The sequence below is a fragment of the Nocardioides islandensis genome (assembly GCF_015352455.1).
Lineage (GTDB): Bacteria > Actinomycetota > Actinomycetes > Propionibacteriales > Nocardioidaceae > Nocardioides > Nocardioides islandensis.
This window is the reverse complement of the sequence record NZ_JADKPN010000001.1, coordinates 1-17985: the sequence shown is the minus strand read 5'-3', so window position 1 is coordinate 17985 and position 17985 is coordinate 1. Positions and strand designations below refer to the sequence as shown.

15 protein-coding genes and 2 tRNA genes are annotated in these 17985 nt (G+C 72.3%); 10 read left to right on the top strand and 7 right to left on the bottom strand.

All coding sequences use genetic code 11. The annotated features are described in order from the left end of the window. Nucleotides 1-69 precede the first annotated feature (69 nt). Both ISU07_RS00085 and ISU07_RS00080 read right to left on the bottom strand, forming a co-directional pair. Nucleotides 70-1845, bottom strand: coding sequence for an ABC transporter ATP-binding protein (locus tag ISU07_RS00085; RefSeq protein ID WP_194704729.1), 1776 nt, complete (start codon nucleotides 1843-1845; stop codon nucleotides 70-72). Next, nucleotides 1842-3671 carry an ATP-binding cassette domain-containing protein gene (locus ISU07_RS00080; protein WP_194704728.1) on the bottom strand — a complete coding sequence of 610 codons (1830 nt, stop codon included), beginning with the start codon at nucleotides 3669-3671 and terminating at the stop codon, nucleotides 1842-1844. The genes ISU07_RS00085 and ISU07_RS00080 overlap by 4 nt, the downstream gene beginning before the upstream one ends. Nucleotides 3672-3895: 224 nt before the next feature. On the opposite strand from ISU07_RS00080, the gene ISU07_RS00075 reads away from it, so the two are divergent. Together ISU07_RS00075 and ISU07_RS00070 are read left to right on the top strand one after the other, a co-directional pair. Next, nucleotides 3896-4819 carry a mucin-2 protein gene (locus ISU07_RS00075; protein WP_194704727.1) on the top strand — a complete coding sequence of 308 codons (924 nt, stop codon included), beginning with the start codon at nucleotides 3896-3898 and terminating at the stop codon, nucleotides 4817-4819. A gap of 28 nt (nucleotides 4820-4847) precedes the next feature. Continuing rightward, nucleotides 4848-6068 carry a deoxyguanosinetriphosphate triphosphohydrolase gene (locus tag ISU07_RS00070; RefSeq protein ID WP_194704726.1) on the top strand — a complete coding sequence of 407 codons (1221 nt, stop codon included), beginning with the start codon at nucleotides 4848-4850 and terminating at the stop codon, nucleotides 6066-6068. Here ISU07_RS00070 and ISU07_RS00065 read toward each other — a convergent pair. Then, entirely contained in the window at nucleotides 6065-6397 is a 333-nt protein-coding gene (locus ISU07_RS00065; protein ID WP_194704725.1) for a hypothetical protein, read from the bottom strand. The two genes, ISU07_RS00070 and ISU07_RS00065, sit on opposite strands and share 4 nt — an antisense overlap. A gap of 127 nt (nucleotides 6398-6524) precedes the next feature. Here ISU07_RS00065 and dnaG point away from each other — a divergent pair, with 127 nt between their 5' ends. From dnaG to ISU07_RS00050, 3 genes are all read left to right on the top strand, one after another. Continuing rightward, on the top strand, nucleotides 6525-8402 hold the full coding sequence (gene dnaG / locus ISU07_RS00060; RefSeq protein WP_194704724.1) for a DNA primase: 1878 nt from the start codon (nucleotides 6525-6527) through the stop codon (nucleotides 8400-8402). Continuing rightward, a complete protein-coding gene (locus ISU07_RS00055) occupies nucleotides 8399-8896 on the top strand; it encodes a hypothetical protein (protein WP_194704723.1) in 498 nt (165 codons plus the stop codon). Before dnaG ends, ISU07_RS00055 begins: the two co-directional genes overlap by 4 nt. 45 nt (nucleotides 8897-8941) lie before the next feature. Continuing rightward, nucleotides 8942-9014, top strand: a tRNA-Asn gene (locus tag ISU07_RS00050). A 60-nt stretch (nucleotides 9015-9074) separates the two neighbouring features. On the opposite strand, the gene ISU07_RS00045 is transcribed toward ISU07_RS00050, so the two are convergent. Next, entirely contained in the window at nucleotides 9075-9824 is a 750-nt protein-coding gene (locus ISU07_RS00045) for a PIG-L deacetylase family protein (RefSeq protein ID WP_194704722.1), read from the bottom strand. Nucleotides 9825-9883: 59 nt separating this feature from the next. Between ISU07_RS00045 and ISU07_RS00040 the strand changes: the two genes are divergently transcribed. Together ISU07_RS00040 and ISU07_RS00035 are read left to right on the top strand one after the other, a co-directional pair. Beyond that, nucleotides 9884-10879 (top strand): GNAT family N-acetyltransferase, encoded by a 996-nt coding sequence (locus tag ISU07_RS00040; protein ID WP_194704721.1) that lies wholly within the window; start codon nucleotides 9884-9886, stop codon nucleotides 10877-10879. After that, on the top strand, nucleotides 10872-11891 hold the full coding sequence (locus ISU07_RS00035; RefSeq protein WP_194704720.1) for an aminoglycoside phosphotransferase family protein: 1020 nt from the start codon (nucleotides 10872-10874) through the stop codon (nucleotides 11889-11891). Before ISU07_RS00040 ends, ISU07_RS00035 begins: the two co-directional genes overlap by 8 nt. A gap of 1 nt (nucleotide 11892) precedes the next feature. Here the strand turns inward: ISU07_RS00035 and ISU07_RS00030 are convergent, their stop codons facing one another. Continuing rightward, nucleotides 11893-12105 carry a hypothetical protein gene (locus ISU07_RS00030; RefSeq protein WP_194704719.1) on the bottom strand — a complete coding sequence of 71 codons (213 nt, stop codon included), beginning with the start codon at nucleotides 12103-12105 and terminating at the stop codon, nucleotides 11893-11895. Between the two features lie 318 nt (nucleotides 12106-12423). Here ISU07_RS00030 and ISU07_RS00025 point away from each other — a divergent pair. Together ISU07_RS00025 and ISU07_RS00020 are read left to right on the top strand one after the other, a co-directional pair. Beyond that, nucleotides 12424-12497 (top strand) — tRNA-Ile (locus ISU07_RS00025). A 1-nt stretch (nucleotide 12498) separates the two neighbouring features. After that, entirely contained in the window at nucleotides 12499-13323 is an 825-nt protein-coding gene (locus ISU07_RS00020) for a dioxygenase family protein (protein ID WP_194704718.1), read from the top strand. 14 nt (nucleotides 13324-13337) lie between these two features. On the opposite strand, the gene ISU07_RS00015 is transcribed toward ISU07_RS00020, so the two are convergent. Both ISU07_RS00015 and ISU07_RS00010 read right to left on the bottom strand, forming a co-directional pair. Continuing rightward, on the bottom strand, nucleotides 13338-14840 hold the full coding sequence (locus ISU07_RS00015; RefSeq protein WP_194704717.1) for an alpha/beta hydrolase: 1503 nt from the start codon (nucleotides 14838-14840) through the stop codon (nucleotides 13338-13340). 50 nt (nucleotides 14841-14890) lie between these two features. Beyond that, nucleotides 14891-16357 carry a serine/threonine-protein kinase gene (locus tag ISU07_RS00010; protein ID WP_194704716.1) on the bottom strand — a complete coding sequence of 489 codons (1467 nt, stop codon included), beginning with the start codon at nucleotides 16355-16357 and terminating at the stop codon, nucleotides 14891-14893. 89 nt (nucleotides 16358-16446) lie between these two features. Here ISU07_RS00010 and tyrS point away from each other — a divergent pair, with 89 nt between their 5' ends. After that, on the top strand, nucleotides 16447-17718 hold the full coding sequence (tyrS, locus tag ISU07_RS00005) for a tyrosine--tRNA ligase (protein ID WP_194704715.1): 1272 nt from the start codon (nucleotides 16447-16449) through the stop codon (nucleotides 17716-17718). Nucleotides 17719-17985 lie beyond the last annotated feature (267 nt).

Genomic DNA, 17985 nt, shown 5'->3' with positions numbered 1-17985 from the left:
CTCGGGCGGGTATCCCTGACGTTCGGCGTCGTTGCAACGGCGCCAAAGCGCCAGGAACGACGCCAAACCTCAGGCGTACCCCCGGGCCTGCAGCCCGTATAGCTCGGCGTACCCGCCGCCGGCCGCCATCAGCGAGGCGTGCGAGCCGACCTCGGCGACGCGACCATCGGCGAGTACGACGACCAGGTCGGCCGCGGCCACCGTCGAGAAGCGGTGGGTCACCAGCACGGTGATGGCGCCGTCTCGACCGGCCCGACGAGCGGCGTCGGTGTACCCCTCGAACAAGGCGTGCTCGGTCGCCGGGTCGAGCGCCGACGTGGGCTCGTCGAGCACGAGCAGCAGCGGACGGCGGCGCATCATGCCGCGGGCGATCGCCAGCCGCTGCCACTGGCCGCCGGAGAGCTCGGTGCCGTCGTCCCAGCTGGTGCCGAGCTGCGTGCCGAGGCCGGCCGGCAGGGCCGATAGCACGTCCGTGGCCGCCGCGTCGGAGAGGGCCTCGTGCGCGCGGGTGTCGGAGTCCAGCGCCGGCAGGTCGCCGGTCGTGATCGCCTCGCGGGCGACGAGCTCGAGGTTGACGTGGTCCTGGAACGCGCCGGCGCACCGCAGCCGCCACGCATCGCCGTCGAGCGACGCCAGGTCCACCCCGTCGACCAGCACCTGCCCGGACGAGGGCCGGTACAGCCCGGTGAGCAGCTTGACCAGCGTGGACTTGCCGGCGCCGTTCTCGCCGACAACCGCGACGACCGAGCCGGCCGGTAGGTCCAGCGTCACGTCCTCCAGCGAGGGCGAGGTCGCGCCGGGATAGGTGAATCCCAAGCCCCGGAGTGAGATCCCGTGCACGAGCCGTGACGGCGGCGCTCCCGTGCCGTCCAGCGAACGTGCCGCGGCGACGCCCGCCTCCAGCCGCTGGTAGCGACCGACCGTCCGCGCCACCTGGGCCATCATGTGCACGAACCAGCGCAGCGACGCCACCACGCCCTGCAGCTGCCCGATCACCAGGACCGAGGTCGCCACGGCACCGATCGGTACGTCGCCCCGCGCCGCGTCGCGCGCGATCAGCGTCAGCACCACGGCGGCGGCCCCGAGGTAGAACAGCCCGCACGCCGTGCTGGCCACGTTGTTGAGCACCTCTGCGCGCACGTGCGGCCGGCGCCAGGCCCAGCCCGCGGCGTGCAACCGACGAGCCACGACCGAGCGGGCACCCAGCACGCGCAGCTCGGAGGCCGGCCCCGGCTCGACGGCCAGCCCCACGAGGTGCTGGGTCAGCCGGCCCGGCTCGGCACCGTCCTCCTCGGCCGTCGCGTCCCACCGGATCAGCCACCGTCCCACCAGCAGACTCGGGACCGAGGCGGGCAGCAGCCACAGCAGGCGCGCGTCGGCCGAGATGGCCACGGCCAGCGTGACGACCGGCGTGGCCAGCTGCCGCAGGGCGTTGACGAAGCTGTTGTACGCGCCGCCCAGCGAGCCCTGCCGCTCGGTGACGATCTGCGCCTCGTTGCGGAACGTCGGGGACTCGAGGTGGTCGAGGGTCGGTACGGCGGCGACCAGCCGGGCCACGCGGCGGTCGAACTCGTGGCCGACCAGCTCGTTGAGCCGCAGCCGGGCCTCGACGCCGACCGTGGTGAGGTACGGGACCACGCCGAGCCCGGCCAGGGCCAGGGCCGCGCCGGCCACCAGCGGCGTCATCTCCTGGGTGGCCGCCCCGGTGACGAGCAGGCCGAAGGCCAGCGGCATCAGGTTGGTCAGCACGGCGCCGACCACCTCGAGGAAGGCCACGAGCGCCGCCCGGCGGTCCAGCTGCCAGGCCGCGCCGACGGGCAGGGCGAGCGAGCGCAGGAACCTCACGACGCCGCCTCCTCGGACGCGCCGGCGCCGGCCATCGCGAACCGCTCGGCCTGGAGCGCGAACATCCGGGCGTACCTGCCGCCGTGCGCGACCAGCTCCTCGTGCGTGCCGTCCTCCACGATGCGGCCGTGGTCGAGCACGACGATCCGCTCGGCGTGCCGGACGCTGGACAGGCGGTGGCTGACCAGGATCGTCGTCATCCCGCGGGTGACCTCCAGGAAGCTGTCGAAGAGCTCGGCCTCGGCCCGCACGTCGAGCGCGGCGGTCGGCTCGTCCAGCACCAGCACGCCGGCCCCGGCGTCCACGGCGGCGAGGGCGCGGGCCAGCGCCACCCGCTGCCACTGGCCTCCGGAGAGGTCGGTGCCGCCGTCGTACTCCGCCGACAGCACGCGGTCCCACGAGCCCACCCGGCGCAGCACCGGGTCGCCGACGGCGTCGTGCAGGGCGCGCGCCGCCGCCGCCTCGACGTCGGGGCCGCGCGAGCCGTCGAGCCGGTCAGCGAGCAGGGCGAGGGCGACGTTGTCGCGCAGCGGGAGCTGGTACCTCACGAACTCCTGGAAGATGACCGCCACCCGCCGCCGCAGCCGGTCGTCGACCCCGGGGTCCCCGCCGTCGACCAGCACCGTGCCGGACTCCGGCCGGTGCAGCCCGCAGAGCAGCTTGATCAGGGTCGACTTGCCCGCCCCGTTGGCGCCGACCACCGCCACGCTGCTGCCCGGCGCGATGTCCAGGTCCAGCCCGTCGAACGTCGGCTCGGTCCGGCCCGGGTAGGTGAACCGCACGCCGCGCAGGCTGACCGCGGCCGCCCCGTGCCCGACGCCGTCCGACGCCGGGGTCGAGGCCGGCAGCCGCGCGTCCAGGTCGTCGAGGTCCAGCAGCAGCGCCATCTGCCGGTTGACCATCGTCTGGTTGTCGCCCAGCATCCCGAGACCCTCCAGCTGCACCAGCGCCTGGGCCGAGGACAGCAGCACGGCCGTGGAGATCGCGCCGACCCACGCGTCGTGAGCGAGGGCGGACAGCGCGACGGCGTACGCCGCGAACATGAGCACGAGGGCGAACCAGATCGGCCGCCGCTTGAGCCGGCGTCCCTCCCAGATCACGACCATGGCCTCGCGCCAGGTCGCGGTCATCCGCGCCAGCCCGAAGTCGGTCAGCCCGAACAGCCTGATCTCCTTGGCGCTCTCGTGGTCGACGAGCAGGTTGCGGTACCACGTCGAGCGACGCCTCGTCCGGTCGCGGAAGATGTCCTCGAAGATCTGCTGGGAGTACGCCGACCAGGTCAGGTTGAGCAGGGACGTGCCGGCCAGCGCCAGCAGCGCCACCCACCACGACCAGGCAGCGAGCACGCCCAGGGCGGCCAGGCCCCAGAGCCGGTAGCCCAGGACCTGCCAGGTCGACTGGACGCCGAGGAAGTACTGCTGGTTGATCTCCTCGATCGCCGCGTCGATCGACTGGCGGACGTCGGCGTCCTCGAGGTGCTCGATGCCGTGCGGGCGCGAGGCGAGGGTCGCGACGCGCTCGAGCAGCAGAGGCGTGGCGCGGCCCTGCTCCACGCTGCCGACCACGTCGATCGCCGCGGTGGCCACGGGCTGGACGAGCAGCGAGACCAGCGTGACCGTCAGCCACAGGCGGTCGAGGTCGCCGTCGACCAGGCTCTGCAGCAGGCGCCCGGAGCCGATCATCACGCCGATCGCGGCCACGGCCTGCAGGAGTGACGTCACCACGCCCGCGACGGTCCAGGCGGGCGAGCAGGCCCAGAGCAGCCGCAGCAGCAGGGAATAGCCTCGCCGGAGGCGGGCGAGCCGGGCCGAGATCTGCGACGTCATGCGGTCACTCTGACATCAATCTGACATCATGACAATGTCGAATTGACGCCAGTCGTGCACCGGCCCGACGTGACCGGGATCATTGTCACCGAAAGGGGTCGAGATTGAGACACCCCCTGAGATGTGTGCTTGACTCGCGGCTTCGTGTCCGTTTCGTTATCAACTAGCTTCTCGCGGGGTTGCGGACTCGTCCCCCTGACGTCTACCAGCAAAGGATCAGCGCTGTGGCAGAGCATCGCCACAAGCGGGACACCGATGCCCGCGCCCTCTTCGCCCGCTTCACGAGCACCAGGATCTCCACCGGCAAGAAGGTCTCCGCCGGCATCGCCCTGACCGCGACCGGCTCCGTCGTCGCCTTCGGCGTGCTGTCCGCCACCCCCATGACCGCGGGTCTGGTGGCCGCCGACGTGAGCACGCCGTTCTCGGCCACGGCCTCCGCCGACGCCTCGGACCGCTTCGTCGTCTCGCGCTCCGCCTCCCGGGCCACGACCCAGCGTGACAAGAAGGCCCTCGTCAAGGAGGCCCGCGCCGACGGCGCCCTGGCCGCCACCGCCGAGGCGGTCAGCCGGGCCCTGAAGAACGGCGACAAGCTCTGGACCACGGCTCCCCTCAACCTCTGGACGGAGTCCGGCGACGGCGCCGTCCAGGTCGGCGAGGTCGCCGCGTCGCGGCAGGTGCTCGTCACCGGCCGCAAGGCCGGCGACCGCGTCGAGATCGTGGTCGACGGCAAGAGCCGGTGGGTCACCGACGGGTACCTCAGCCAGGACAAGCCTCTGGGCGTCGGCGCCGGCCTCTCGATGGCGCCGTGCCCGGACCCGAGCGTCGAGAACGGCCTCACCTCCAACGCCGTCTACGTCTACCGGTCCGTGTGCCACGCCTTCCCGCAGATCACGACGTACGGCGGGTGGGACAACCACGGCGAGCACTCGTCGGGCCGCGCGCTCGACATCATGACCAGCGACGTCGTGCTCGGTACCGCGATCGCGGACTTCCTCCGCGCGCATGCCTCCGAGCTGCACATCTACGACATCCTCTGGCGCCAGCACATCTGGACGCCGGTGCGCGCGGCCGAGGGCTGGCGGCTGTTCGCGAGCCGCGGATCGGCCACGGCCAACCACGACGACCACGTGCACGTCAGCGTCTACTGACCTCTAGGGTCGCCCCACAATGAAGGGGATGACTCTGTACGCCGCCGCCGACCATGAGCGGTACGTCGCCGAGCCGCCCAAGCGGGTCGTCGCTCCCGAGCGCACGCCGTTCGAGCGCGACCGGGCGCGGGTGGTGCACGCGGCGTCCTCGCGGCGGCTGGCGGCCAAGACGCAGGTGGTCGGCCCGCAGAGCGACGACTTCGTGCGCAACCGGCTGACCCACAGCCTGGAGGTCGCCCAGGTCGCCCGGGACCTCTCGCGCGCGCTCGGCTGCGAACCGGACATCGTGGAGACGGCGGCGCTCGCCCACGACCTGGGCCACCCGCCGTTCGGCCACAACGGCGAGCGGGTGCTGGCCGAGTTCGCGCAGGCGTGCGGCGGGTTCGAGGGCAACGCCCAGACCTTCCGGCTGCTCACCCGGCTCGAGGCCAAGACGTTCGGACCCGACGGTTCCGTCGGACTGAACCTCACCCGGGCCACGCTCGACGCCTGCACGAAGTACCCCTGGTCGTTGGCCGACGCCGACACGCACAAGTTCGGCGTTTACGACGACGACCGCCCCGTCTTCGACTGGGTCCGCGCCCCGGCCGAGGGCCGGCGCCGCTGCCTCGAGGCACAGGTGATGGACCTGGCCGACGACGTCGCGTACTCGGTCCACGACGTGGAGGACGGCGTGGTCGCCGGACGCATCGACCTGCACGCACTGGACCGCGAGGCCGTCTGGGCGACCGTGCGGGAGTGGTACCTGCCCGATGCCACCGACCCCGAGCTCGACGAGGCCCTGGCCGGGCTGCGGGCGGTCGAGGGCTGGCCGGACGCGGCGTACGACGGCTCGCGCCGCCACCTGGCCTCCCTGAAGAACCTCACCAGCGACCTCATCGGCCGTTTCTGCGGCGCGGTGCAGGACGCGACGTACTCAGCCGGCGACGGTCCCTTCGTCAGGTACGCCGCGGACCTCGCCGTCCCCGCCACGACGGGGCACGAGATCGCGGTGCTCAAGGGGATCGCCGCGCACTACGTGATGCGGGCCGACGACCGCGTGGAGGTCATGTCGCTCCAGCGGGAGCTGCTGGCCGAGCTCGTGGCCGGCCTCGAGGACCGGGGGCCGGACGCGCTGGACACGCCGTTCGCCGACGACTGGAAGGCGGCGCCCGACGACGCCGGCCGCCGCCGCGCGGTCGTGGACCAGGTCGCGTCGCTCACCGACGCCAGCGCGGTGACCTGGCACGCCCGCCTCGCGAGCGGCTAGGGCAGGTCGCCCTTCGGGTACGGGTCGTCCTGGAGCGCGGTGCTCTCGGGGTTGAGCTGCTCCCGGAGCTCGTCCTCGTGGGACGTGCCGAACGGCGAGCGGTCCGCGACGGCGGAGGCGGCCGTCGACGCGGCGGCTGCCACCTTGTGGGCGGCGACCGGTGCCTGCTCCTTGGCCGTCTCGGCCACCGTCGACGCGGCGGAGCGGACGTGCGGGTCGTCCTTGACCCGGTTCGCGGCGTTCATGATCTGCTCGTAGCGCTGGCGTCCGGCCTTCGCGCCCAGCACGTAGCCGGCGGCGAAGGCGACCAGCAGCAACAGCTTCTTCATGGGTTCCTCCTCGATCCCGAGTGATCCATCCTCTCCATCCTGCCTCGCTCCCCGAACCACCCGCACGGGTGCGTCCGCCCTCCACAGGCCCAGTAGGTGCCACGGGGGTGCGGCATAGACTCCGCGCGTGGCCGGTCGGATCCGTGAGGAGGACATCGCGGAAGTGCGCGACAAGGCGCACATCGACGACATCGTGTCCGGCTACGTCACGCTCCGGAAGGCCGGTGGCGGCTCGCTCAAGGGCCTCTGCCCGTTCCACGACGAGAAGTCCCCGTCGTTCCACGTCACGCCGGCCCGCGGGTTCTACCACTGCTTCGGCTGCCAGGAGAGCGGCGACGTCATCTCCTTCCTCATGAAGGTCGACGGGCTGTCGTTCACCGAGACCGTCGAACGGCTCGCGGACAAGTACGGCGTGACCCTGCGGCGCGAGGACGGCGACGACGCCCGCGACGACCGGCCCCGCGGTCCCCAGCGCGGCCGGCTGATCGAGGCCAACAAGGTCGCGCAGGTCTACTACGCCGAGCAGCTGGCGACGCCGGAGGCGATCGTCGCGCGGCAGTTCCTCGGCCAGCGCGGGTTCGACCAGGCCGCCGCCGAGCAGTTCGGGATCGGGTTCGCGCCGCGCGACGGCGAGGCCCTGGTCCGGCACCTGCGCCAGAAGGGCTTCAAGGACGAGGAGAGCGTCGCCGCAGGGCTCATCGCGATGGGCCGGTCGGCGTACGACCGGTTCCGCGGTCGCCTGCTGTGGCCGATCCGCGACGCCAGCGGCGACACCATCGGGTTCGGCGCGCGGCGGATCTTCGACGACGACAAGATCGAGGCGAAGTACCTCAACACCTCCGACACGCCGCTCTACAAGAAGAGCCAGGTGCTCTACGGCATCGACCTGGCCCGGCGCGACATGGCCCGCACGTCGCAGGCGGTGGTGGTCGAGGGCTACACCGACGTGATGGCCTGCCACCTGGCCGGCGTGCCGACGGCGGTGGCGACGTGCGGCACGTCGTTCGGAGACGACCACGCCCGGGTGCTGCGCCGCTTCCTGCACGACCACGAGGACTTCCGCGGCGAGGTGATCTTCACCTTCGACGGCGACGCGGCCGGCCAGAAGGCCGCCCTGCGCGCATTCGCGGGCGACCAGAACTTCGTGTCCCAGACCTACGTCGCCGTCGAGCCCAACGGCCTCGACCCGTGTGACGTGCGCATCCAGCACGGCGACGCGGCCGTGCGCGAGCTGATCGCCCGGCGCGTGCCGCTCTACCGCTTCGTGCTCGGCAACGTCGTCGGCAAGTACGACCTCGACCGCGCCGACGGTCGCGTCGACGCCGTCCGTGAGGGCGCCCGCCTGGTCTCCTCGATCCGCGACAAGTCCAAGGTCGAGGCCTTCTCGCGCGAGCTGGCCGGCATGGTCGGGGTGGACATCGAGCAGGCCCGCGAGGAGGTACGCCGCGCAGCCAACCGGCGTCCCGACCCGCGGCCCGACGAGCGCGCGACGGTCGAGGTGGCCGAGCGCCCGGAGCGGCCCGCGCTGCCGGACCCCCGTGAGCCGCGGTTCGCGCTCGAGCGGGAGACCCTCAAGCTCGTGCTCCAGCACCCGAGCGCGGTCGGCCGCACGGCCGCCGACGTCGGGGCCAACGACTTCACGCACCCCACGCTGCGATCGGTGTGGGAGCTCATCGAGAAGAACGGCGGTCCCGCCGCGGCCGACGCGGGCTGGGCCGGCCGGATCCGGGCCGACGCGGCCGACCCCGTCGTGCAAGCGGCGGTCAGCGCCCTCGGCGTGGAGCCGCTGAAGACGGCCAAGGAGCCCGACGCGGCGTTCGTCGCCGCCCACGTCTACCGGCTCCAGGAGCTGACCGCGCTGCGCCGAATCGCCGAGGTGAAGTCCCGCCTCCAGCGCACGAACCCGGTCGACCAGGCCACCGAGTACAACCGGATGTTCGGCGAGCTCGTCGCCCTCGAGCAGCACCGCCGTACCCTCCGCGAGCTCGCGATGGGCACGCAGTGAGGGGTCTCGGCAGGCGGCCCGCCGTCGAGGTGGCCCCAGGCGAGCGCGTGCTGGCGTGGACCGAGGCGACCACCGGCGAGGTGCTGGCCGGCACGCGCGAGGCGCTGTACCTCCCCGGCACGCGGCTCGCCTGGGAGGACGTCGAGGCCGCCGACTGGGACCGCGACACCGAGGAGTTCCGGGTGGTCGAGGTCGGCCACTGGGGAGAGCCGCGCGCCGAGCACCGCTACGCGATCGCCGAGCCCCGCCGCCTCCTCGAGCTGGTCCGCGAGCGGGTCACGGCGAGCGTGCTGCTCGTCCGGCACGTCCCGATCGAGGGTCGCCGCGGCGTCCGCGTCATCGCCCGGCGGGCGGCCGGGGGCGAGCGAGCCGTGCGGTGGATCTACGAGTACGACGAGGGCATCGACCCCGACGACCCCACCGTCCGGCTGGCCGCCGAGACCGCCCTCGCCGCCGCCCAGGACGAGGTCGGCCTGATGGAGCCGGGCATTTAGCACCGGCCTGCGGCGCTTGCTAACCTGTGGCCCGCTTCCCAGCGATCCCCTGTAGCTCAACTGGCAGAGCATTCGGCTGTTAACCGAAGGGTTGTTGGTTCGAGTCCAACCGGGGGAGCGACACACGACGGCGGGCCCCTCCGGGCCCGCCGTCGTCGCGTTCGCGCCTGCTCAGCCCCTACTCGTCGTCCCCGCCCCAGGTCAGCGAGTACACCTCCGCACTCGTCGCGAACGCCACGCCCATCCGCTGGCCGGTCTGCCGGCCGAAACCCTCGAGGAACTCGCGCGGGTCCCAGTTCTCCCAGCCGAGGCCATCGATGTACGCCGCGTGGGCGGCCAGCGACGCCACCCCGGCGTCGAACGTGTCGGTGGTGTCCACGCCATGGCCGGCCGCGGGGGAGCCGAACGCCCACACCGCCTCCACCCCGCCCCACGGCTCGAGCCCGTCGACCAGCTGGTCGTTGAAGATCCAGCGGTTGCCGGCGTCGCGTGCGGCGTCGAGAACCGCGCGGCCGACGGCGATGTGGTCGGCCTGGTTGAGGGCACCCGGTCCCCAGCTGTCGCGGAAGTTGCCGGTCAGGATGATCTCGGGGCGGTGCCGGCGGATCACCTCGGCCAGCGTGCGGCGCAGCGGGACGCCGTACTCGATGATCCCGTCCGGCAGCCCGAGGAACTCGACGGTCTCGACGCCGACGATCCGCCCGGACTCGATCTGCTCGGCCTCACGGACGCGGCGAGACTCCTCCGGCTCCATCCCGTCGATGCCGGCCTCCCCGCTGGTGACCATCACGTAGGCGATCTCCTTGCCCTGGCCGGTCCACCTGGCGACGGCGGCTGCGGCACCGAACTCCATGTCGTCGGGGTGGGCGACGATGGCGATCGCCTTGGACCAGTTCTCGGGCAGCGGCTTCAGCGGCTCAGGCTCCATGGCCCGAGCATGCCGGATTGCAGTTGCCGTGGGACACCGGGTTCGGCGAGGGTGCGCGGGTGATCCGCATCTCGGAGGTCGACCCCTGCGACGAGGCCACGCTCCGCGCGTTCTGGGAGGTCGAGCAGGAGGCCCAGCGGCACGACCGCGCGCAGCCAGTGCTGCGCTCCTGGACCCAGCTGACCAGCTCGCTCGGCACACCGAACCCGTACCACCGGCGTGACCTGTGGGTGGCCCGCGACGGGGACCGCGTCGTCGGCACCGCCGAGGTCGGCTCGCCGCTCCAGGAGAACGCCCAGATCGGCTTCCTCGAGGTCAACGTGCTGCCCGACGTGCGCCGCCGTGGCATCGGCACCCTCCTCCACGACACCGCCGTCGCCCATGGCCACGACGACGGGCGGCGGAGCATCTGCGGCGAGGTGTACGTGCCCGCGGGGGACACGTCGTCGGCGGCGCGGGAGTTCGCCGCGGGCCTCGGCTTCGAGGTCGTGCACGAGGAGGACCACCTGCTGCTGGACCTGCCCGTGCCTGCGGGCTCGATCGAGCGGCTGCGCGCCAAGGCCGACGGGTCGGCGTACGACGTCGTGACCTGGCAGGGCCGGTGCCCCGACGAGCACCTCGCCGCGTTCTGCGAGATGCGCACCCGGATGGAGAACGACGTGCCGACGGGCGACATCGACCTCGACCCCGTGGTGGTCGACGAGGAGCGGGTGCGCACGGGCGAGGCACGCCTCGCGCTCAGCTACCTCGGCATCACCGCGGCGGCCCGGCGCCGCGACGACGGCGTGCTCGGCGGGTACACCCAGGTCTACCTGCCCCACGGCGAGCCGCACGCGCTCCAGGACGACACGCTCGTCATGCCCGAGCACCGCGGCCATCGCCTCGGCACCCTCCTCAAGTGCGCGACGCTGGAGATCATCCAGCGCGAGCACGCCGACCGGGTCGCGATCCACACCGACACCGCCCTCGACAACCACGCGATGCAGGCCACCAACCGCGACTTCGGGTACCGGCCCGTCGAGCGGCTCCTCGAGATGCAGCGCCGCGATGCCTGATCTGCGCGACGACCTCTGGCCGCCGCCGACGCGCGGCGAGCCGGTGTCGCCGGTGTGGCGGTCGGCGGCGTTCGCGGCCGAGCTCGAGGACTGGTGCCGGTCGGTCCTGCTCGAGGAGGTGATCCTCGAGGAGGTGAAGATCCGCTGCTGGTCGGCGGTGTGGCGGGTCAGGACCCCCGGCGCGACGTACTACGCCAAGCAGAACTGCCCCGGGCAGGCCTTCGAGGCGGCCCTCATGCAGGAGCTGGCCCGCCTCTCACCCCGCGTGGTCCCGGTGACCGCCGTCGACCTCGACCGCGGCTTCCTGATGACGCCCGACCAGGGGCCGGTGATGCGCGAGGCCGTCGGTGACACGGAGGAGTCCTGGTGCGCGGTCGTCCGTGAGTCGTCCCTGCTCCAGCGCGAGGTCGCCGGGCACGTCGACGTCCTCGAGCGGGCGGGCCTGACGCGTCTGGGCGCGGTCGAGGCGCCGACGTACGTCGCCACGCGCCTCGAGCAGCTCGCCGCCCTGCCGGCGCGCGACCCGCGCCGGGTCGACGCCGAGGGGGCCGCCCGGCTGCGGGCCACGCTGCCCGACGTCGAACGGTGGTGTGAGCAGGTGCTCGCGCTGGGCCTGCCGGTCACCCTCAACCACAGCGACCTGCACTCCAACAACGTGTTCGCGCACCGCGACCGGATGCTGTTCTTCGACTTCGGCGACGCCGTGCTGAGCGACCCGCTGGCCGTGCTGCTGGCCACGCTCAGCTCGATGCGCTTCCACCTCGACTGCGGCCCGGACGACCCGCGCCTGGCGAAGGTCGCCGACGCCGCCATCGAGGTGTGGAGCGACCTCACGCCCGCCGCCGAGCTGCGAGCGGCGCTCGGCCCGGCTCTCCAGCTGGGCAAGCTGGCCCGGTGCGAGTCGTGGGCGCGCTGCCTGACGAACCTCACCGACGAGGAGCTGGTCGAGTTCGGCGACTCCGCGGCCTACTGGCTGCTGGACATCACCGAGCCGCCCCCGCTCACGGTGTGACCTACTCGGAGGGCTTCGGCGCCTTCACCTTGCTGCAGTCGACCTTCGGGTTGATGCCGATGTAGTTGAGCGGTCCCGCCACGATCGTGAGAGCGGTGTCGCCGAACTCCTTGCAGGAGACGTCGCTGTCCCCGCCGAAGTACCCCCGCTGTGCAGCCGCGACGACGCCGATCAGCAACCAGACGACGACGATGATGCCCAGAAGTCTTCCCATGAGGCCCACCGTGGCACCCCGCGCCCGACCTGAAACCACCCCTGGGGACGTACGGATCATGGCCGCCATGCCCCCCGGGGACACAGATGGTGGCCGTCCGACCACGGGGGGAGTCGGACGGCCACCGGGTGCCCACCTTGCTCTGAGACCGCTCCCGTGTCCAGAGAGCGCGCCGTCGGACCTGGGGTAGAAGTAGACCTACCCGGGTGCAGTGAGGTAGCCCTGTCCTAGTAGTCGGCCTCGCCCTTGCGACCGGGGGGACGCGGGCGGGGCCGACTCTGGGCGGATCGTGGGTGCACGATCGGTAGGCTCCCGGCCGGGGCGGTAGCTCAGCCGGTCAGAGCAGAGGACTCATAATCCTTGGGTCGTGGGTTCGAGCCCCACCCGCCCCACATGGGTGAGCTGTTCAGCGAGGAACGCTCGGGCGAGGTCGTCGCCGCGTCCTTCGAGGACACTCCCGACGAGCGGCTGCGCGAGGTGCTGACCTCGCTGGTGCGGCACCTCCACGCGTTCGTCAAGGACGTCGAGCTCACCGAGAGCGAGTGGGCCGCGGCCGTCGACTTCCTCACCCGCACCGGGCAGATGAGCGACGAGGTACGCCAGGAGTTCATCCTGCTCTCCGACGTGCTCGGCGTCTCGATGCTCGTGGAGACCCTCAACCACCGCAGCGGCGGCACGGCCACCGAGCAGACCGTGCTCGGGCCGTTCCACCTGGTCACGTCCCCGCCACGCGAGCTGGGCGACGACATCGCCCTCGACGGCACGGGCGAACCCTGCCGGGTCGAAGGCCGGATCACCGGTGTCGGCGGCGAACCGGTCGCCGGCGCGTCAGTGGACGTCTGGCAGGCGAACGCCGACGGCTTCTACGACGTCCAGCGGCCCGGCGTCCTGCCCGAGCGCAACCTGCGTGGCCTGTTCACCGCGGACGAGGACGGCCGCTACTGGTTCCGCTCGATCGTCCCGTGCTGCTACCCCATCCCGGTCGACGGACCGGTCGGCGAGCTCCTCCGCAGCACCGGCCGGCACCCGTACCGACCCGCCCACCTGCACTTCCTGGTCAGCGCGCCCGGCTACCGGACGGTCACCACGCACGCGTTCATCGCCGACTCGCCGTACCTGGACAGCGACGCGGTCTTCGGCGTCAAGGAAAGCCTGGTCCGCGAGGTCGTCGAGGGCGTGCTCACCTTCGACGTCACGCTCCAGCCGGACGACGCGTGACCCCCGGGCCGGCCTCACGCCGGGCACAGGGCCCCGTCCGCCGGGACCGTGAGCTCGAGCAGGTAGGCGTCCACGATCTCGTCCACGCACGGTGACTCGCGCAGGTACGCCGTGTGGCCGTACCCCTCCCACGTGAGCAGGTGTCCGGAGCCGAGCGTCTCCGCGAGGCTGACCGCGCCCGGGTACGGCGTGGCCGGGTCGTGCCGCGTGCCCACCACCAGCAGCGGCGGAGCGTCCGGCGCGGTGGGCTGCTCGAGCGGAACGCGGTCCGGGACCCAGCCCTGGCAGGCCATCAGCCACCAGGACCCGAGCGGCGCGTACGTCGGCGAGCGCCGCCCCATCGCCCGGGCCGCCGCCAGCACCTCGGCCCGTGTCGCGGCGCCGGCCTCGTCCGTGCAGTTGATGACCGCCAGCGCCTCCGACGCGTCGGGCCCATCGCCGTCGGCGACCCGGTGCGTGGTCTGGTCGATGGCCTCGTGCAGCGTGCCCGAGTCGCCCAGCAGCGCCTCGCCCAGCCCGTCGTCGAGCAGCGGCCACAGGTTGCTCGCGAACAGCAGCCCCGTGGTGCCTTGCAGCACGTCGATCCCTGACATGGGTACGTCGCCGTTCGGGCGGCCGCTCGGGACGGGCATGCCGTCGGCCCGGTCGACGAGGGTCGCGAGCGCCGCCCGCGGGTCGCCCAGGCGCGCGCAGGTCGGCCGGTTCGGGCAGTCGTCGGCGTACTCCTCGAACGCGCGCTCGAAGCCCTCGATCTGACGGACCATCAGGCCCAGCCAGTCCGAGCGGGGGTCCGACGGGGCGTCCAGCACCAGCGCCCGGACGCGGTCGGGGAACTGGTGCGCGTACGCCGCTCCCAGCTTGGCTCCGTAGGAGAACCCGACGTACGTCAGCTGCTCGTCACCGAGGGCCGACCGCAGCACGTCGAGGTCGGCCGCGGTGGCCGTCGTGCTGAACGCGGGGACGCGGTCGGCGCCGATCGCCTCCGCGCACGACTCGCTGCCCTGCCGGACCAGGTCGAGGGCGTACTGGTAGTCGTCCTCCACCGTCAGGTCGATGCGACGGGTCGGCTCGCCGGTGCTCGGCAGGTCCGGGCAGTTGATGCCCTCGGAGAGGCCGGTGCCACGCGGGTCGAAGGACACCAGGTCGAACCGCTCCAGCACCTCGTCCGGCATCCGGGCCGCCCATCCCGCGATCCACCCCAGTCCCGGGTTCCCGGGGCCGCCGGGGTTCAGCACGATCGACCCGATCCGGTCGTGCTGCCGGGCATCGCGCACGCGGACGACCGCCATGGGCAGCTGCTCGCCATCGGGCTCGGCGTGGAAGAGCGGGACGTCGAGCGTCGCGCACGTGAACGTCAGCGCGTCGGCACGCTCCGGGGGTACGGGAGTGGTGTCGACACGTTCGCCGCACTCACCGAACTCCAGCGCCTCGCGACGCGGCGCCTTCTCGTCCTCGGAGCAGGCCGCGAGCCCCGGCGCGAGCAGGACCGCCAGGGCGACGGCGGCGGGACCTCGCACGGCTGACCTCATCTCGGTGCCCCGAGACTCGTGCCGCCAGCGTAGTGGCGCTACCGGGCCCCGGCGATGAGGAAGCCGTCACCGTTCGGCTCGAGCTCGAGGGTGACGTCGTCGACGAACCCCTCGTCGTCCTTCTTGCCGTGGTAGCTGACCGTGTAGCTGACCGTGCCCGCACCGACGTCCGCGCTGACGTCGGTGACGTCGGCCGACTCCCACTGGTCCCAGAACTTCTTGTACTGGCCGAAGCTGCCGCTCGCAGCCTGGTACTCCGGCGTCAGCAGGTCCCACGACGTCCCCGGGTCGTCGACGGCGGCCTGCACGTACGACGTCGCGAAGTCCCGCATCGCGGCCTCCTGCTCGGCGGAGTCGGTCGCGCTGCTCGACGGCTCGCTCGGCGTCGACCCGGTGCTCTCCGACGACGGGCCCCCGCCGGGACCGGAGTCGCCGGCGGAGGAGTCCTGGGCGTCGAACGCGCCGAACATCCAGGCGAAGAGGAGGAACAACAGCACCACGCCGAGTCCCAGGAGGACGCCGATGATCGCGCCGCTCGGTCCCCGGCGGTGCACCGGGGTGGGAGGCGTCGGCGCCGCGGGCGTCGGCGCGAGCACCTGCGTGCCGCCCACGCCGCCGTACCCGACCGGCTCGGGCGCCGGCACCGGTGCGGGCACGGGGGTCGTGACCGCGGTCGCCGCCCGCTCCTGGGTGAGGGTCGCGGCGCCGGCGCTGGCGCCGACCGGGCCGCCGGCCAGGAAGTCGCGCACCTGGGCCATCGGCCAGCGGTGGTCGGGCTCTCGGTCCATCGTGTGCTCGAGCATCGGGGTCAGCCAGCCGGCGTCGTCGAGCCGCGGCGGCTCCTCGTGCACGATCCGGTAGAGCGCGCCCATCACGTTGTCGCCCACGTCGTACGGCGGCTTGCCGGACAGCGCGTGGTAGGCGGTCGCGCCCAGGGACCACACGTCGGCGGCCGGCTGGGCCGTCCGGCCCGAGGCGACCTCGGGGGAGAGGTACGCCGGCGACCCGGTCACCAGTCCCGTCTGGGTCAGCGAGGAGTCCTGCTCGGCGCGGGCGATGCCGAAGTCCGAGAGCTTCACCTGGCCGTCGGCCGACACCAGGATGTTCGAGGGCTTCACGTCGCGGTGCACGATGCCCGCCTCGTGTGCGGCGGCCAGCGCCTCGGCGGCCTGCCGCAGGAGTGGGGCGGCCTGGTCCGGGGTGAGCGCGCCGTCGCGCCGCACCAGCTCGGCGAGCGTCACGCCGTCGACGTACTCCATCACCAGCCAGTGGTCGTCGTCCTCCTCGACCAGGTCGAAGACGGCGACCACATGCGGGTGGTTGAGGCGCGCGGCCAGGCGGGCCTCGCGCTCGGCGCGCTCGAGGTCCGGGGTGCCGCCGGGAGCGAGTCCCAGGCGCTTGAGCGCCACCTGCCGGCCGAGCACCTGGTCGGTGCCGAGCCAGACGGCGCCCATGCCGCCACGCCCGACCTCGCGGTCGAGCGTGTACCTGCCTGCGATCTCCATGGACTCCCTTCCGGCCCCCACATCTTGACCGCCAGCCAGCCTACTTATCCGGGTGGGCGCTGGATTCACCCATACGGCAGGCTGAGGGCGTGACCACCGACCCACAGCTCATCGACGACCTGGAGTGGCGCGGCCTGCTGGCGCTCACCACGGATCGTGACGCCCTGCGCGACGCGCTGAGCGGCGGGAGCGTGCGGTTCTACGTCGGTTTCGACCCGACGGCCCCGAGCCTGCACATGGGCAACCTGGTCCAGATCCTCACCGCGCGGAGGCTGCAGCAGGCCGGCCACACGCCGTACGCCCTGGTCGGTGGCGCCACCGGCATGATCGGCGACCCCAAGGACTCCGGCGAGCGGACGCTGAACTCCCTCGACACCGTCAAGGACTGGGTCGCCCGCGTGCGCCGCCAGATCGAGCCGTTCCTGTCGTTCGAGGGCCCGAACGCCGCCACGATGGTCGACAACTACGACTGGACGGCCAGCCTGTCGACGATCGACTTCCTGCGCGACATCGGCAAGCACTTCCCGGTCAACCGGATGCTGGCGCGGGACACGGTGAAGCGGCGCCTGGAGTCGGGCATCAGCTACACCGAGTTCAGCTACGTGCTGCTGCAGTCCATGGACTACCTCAACCTCTACCGCGACCACGGGGTGACGCTCCAGCACGGAGGCTCCGACCAGTGGGGCAACATCACCGGCGGCGTGGAGCTGATCCGGCGGGTGACCGGCGTGCACGTGCACGCCTTCGGCACGCCGTTGATCACCAAGCCCGACGGCACCAAGTACGGCAAGACCGAGGCCGGTGCGCTGTGGCTGGACCCCGAGATGATGTCGCCGTACGCCTTCTACCAGTTCTGGCTCAACGTCGACGACACCCAGGTCGTGGACATGCTCAAGGTGTTCACGTTCCTCACCCGCGACGAGATCGAGGAGCTGGGCCGGCAGACCGAGGAGAAGCCGTTCCTGCGGGCGGGGCAGCGGGCGCTGGCCGAGCACGTCACCACGCTCGTGCACGGCGCCGAGGAGGCCGGCCACGTCCAGGCCGCCGCCGCGGCGCTGTTCGGCGGGGGAGACCTGCACGCCCTCAGTACGGCGACCCTGGGCGCCGCGCTGCGTGAGGCGGGCTCCGCGACCGTGGCCGGCGACATCCCCTCGTACGTCGACCTGATGGTCGAGACGGGCCTGGCCAAAGGCCGCGGCGAGGCGCGACGGACCATCGCCGAGGGCGGCGCGTACCTCAACAACCAGCGCGTCGAGGACCCCGAGCTGGTGCCCTCCCCGGAGGACCTGGTGGGGGGCTCCTGGCTGGTGCTGCGGAGGGGCAAGAAGACCTTCGCGGGCGTCGAGGTGACCCCGATTTGAGTTCGGGTGCTCTTGCTGTCTAAGGTTTCACCCGTCGCCAGGGTGCGGCGGGAGGCAAGACCGGTCGGTCGGGCCTCCGGCCTCGGGTGACGCTCTCGCAGGACTCACCTTCTCGGTGTGTGCCTGAGAGGCCAGCCACGGAGCAACGCCTGACGGTCGAGCACGTGTGCGTCTGATTTTTGAGAACTCAACAGTGTGTCATTTAGTCGACGAATTAGTTTGTCATGCCCTGATCTTTTTGGTTTGGGTTTGATGTTTGTTTTTTAC